Here is a 1,882-nt window from a genome sequence, read left to right on the forward strand (position 1 = left end):
GAAAGAAGCCCTTCGGGTCACGAACCCGCTCCACAATCGGAATCTTCAACTCGACACGGAACGCGGGCGCGTGGATATGGGTCGTTACGCCCCGGCGTGCGGCCCGCCGACGTGGCCGTGAAAGTCGCTCCGGTCCGGCAGGGCCACCACGGCCTTCTCCGGCGCGGTCTCCACGAACTCGAGATTCAGCGTCCGGGCCATCGGCACCGCGGCGGCGAGCATCTCGCCGATCGTCGTCCGGCCTGCGCTCATAGCGGCATGTTACTCACGAGTAGCCCGCTCTGGCCAGATTTCGATGCGTCCCTGACAAGGGGCAGTGACCGAATCGTATCCCTGGGGCCACTAGGGTTAGCGCCCATGTGGCCAGGACAGCAGCCGCCCGGGGGCGAGCAGAACCCGCAGAACAGCCCGTACCAGCAGCCGAATCCGTACCAACAGCCCGGCTATCAGCAGCCCAACCCGTACGGGCAGCAGCCGCAGTGGGGCACCCCCACGGGCATGGGCGCGCCGCAGCCGCCGCAGGGCGGGGGCGACGGCGGGAACCGGACGAAGCTCGTGGCGATCATCGCGGCCACGGCCGTAGTGGTGGCCGCAGGCGTGACGGGTTTCCTGGTCCTCGGCGGAAACAAGGACGACAAGGCCGGCGGCGGCACGAACAACACCTCCAGCCCGTCGACGTCGGCATCGACGGACCCGAGCGACTCGGCGTCCGCGTCGGACGACACCCCGCGCGGCACGGAGACGGAGAAGCCGACCATCGCCGGCTGGAAGGTCGTGGTGAACCCCAAATGGGGCATCGCCTTCGACGTGCCCGCGGACTGGGAGGTCCAGTCCCCCGGCCTCGGGATCGGCTTCGAGTTCCCGAAGGAGGAGGACAAGGGAATCACGATGTCGGGCACTGCCGAGTACAGGTCCAAGTGGTGCACCTCGGACGACGACAAGGACGGCCGGACCCAGGACACCCCACTGGCCGTGGTGGGTAGCAAGGGCGCCAGCGGCGCCAAGAACAGTGACGAGATCGCGGTCAACACTCCCGCCTGGTGGGTCTTCGGCGGCTACACCCAGCCCGACAAGAAGAGCCTCTCGTACGACAAGAAGGCCACGCCCTTCACGACCACCTCGGGTATCACGGGCAGCGTCGGCTGGGCCCAGTCGACCAACACACCCGACAAGGGCAAGTGCGCGAGCGACGGCAAGGCACTCACGTTCGGCTTCAAGAACTCCGCCGCCGATTTCGTGTCGTTCAACTTCTACGGGGCCAAGGGTGTGAAGGACGAGGTCTCCAAGGCGACCATCATGAAGATCCTCGGCACGGTCCGGCTGCACGGGACCCCGACCGGCGGCTGACCTCAGTGGCACACCGGCCCGCCTCGACGGGCGGGCCGGAACACAGGGAGCTCAGCCCTTCAGGTAGTTGCGGAAGACCCAGCGGCCCGTGATCGCGTCTTCGTCGACGTGACACCGGCCGATGCACACCCAGTTGCCGGTGCTGTTGCTGCAGGCGTAGTCGGCGTGCACCTTGTTGTCCTTGTACTTGTAGCCGACCACGCTGCCCCGAGGCGACGGCGTGGCGTGGACAGCCACCTTCTCCTGACTGACGGTGTAGCTGCGGCTGACCGGCCGGCAGGAGAACGCAGCCGCCGAGGCGGGCATCGCGGTCGCGACGGGAAGGGCCGCGCCCACCAGCGCGGCCGTGGCGAACAGAGATGCAACATGCTTTCGCATGACGCTCCTTTCCTTGGGGACGAATCATTCCCGGGGGTGGCAAATCGCCATGAAAATGACATGATCCCCCTAGGTCCTGTCGTCAAATTCCCGTCGTCCGCCCGGAGGGCGGGCCCTGCGGCGTCAGGTGCGTGCTCTCGGCGTGCCGGGCACAGGC

The 1,882-nt window shown here is 67.4% G+C and carries 2 protein-coding genes and 1 pseudogene; 1 reads left to right on the top strand and 2 read right to left on the bottom strand.

What is annotated here, in order from left to right; genetic code table 11:
* Positions 1 to 87 precede the first annotated feature (87 nt).
* A pseudogene (locus tag ABZ656_RS57745) lies at positions 88 to 252 on the bottom strand (DUF4442 domain-containing protein); the annotation flags it as partial.
* A 105-nt stretch (positions 253 to 357) separates the two neighbouring features.
* Between ABZ656_RS57745 and ABZ656_RS57750 the strand changes: the two are divergent.
* The gene (locus ABZ656_RS57750; protein WP_101407922.1) at positions 358 to 1,347 is read left to right on the top strand and encodes a hypothetical protein; all 990 of its coding nucleotides are present in this window, start codon (positions 358 to 360) and stop codon (positions 1,345 to 1,347) included.
* Positions 1,348 to 1,398: 51 nt separating this feature from the next.
* Here the strand turns inward: ABZ656_RS57750 and ABZ656_RS57755 are convergent, their stop codons facing one another.
* Entirely contained in the window at positions 1,399 to 1,725 is a 327-nt protein-coding gene (locus ABZ656_RS57755) for a hypothetical protein (RefSeq protein WP_101407923.1), read from the bottom strand.
* Between the last annotated feature and the right edge of the window lie 157 nt (positions 1,726 to 1,882).

The sequence above is a fragment of the Streptomyces sp. NPDC007095 genome, from assembly GCF_040634475.1.
Taxonomy (GTDB): domain Bacteria; phylum Actinomycetota; class Actinomycetes; order Streptomycetales; family Streptomycetaceae; genus Streptomyces.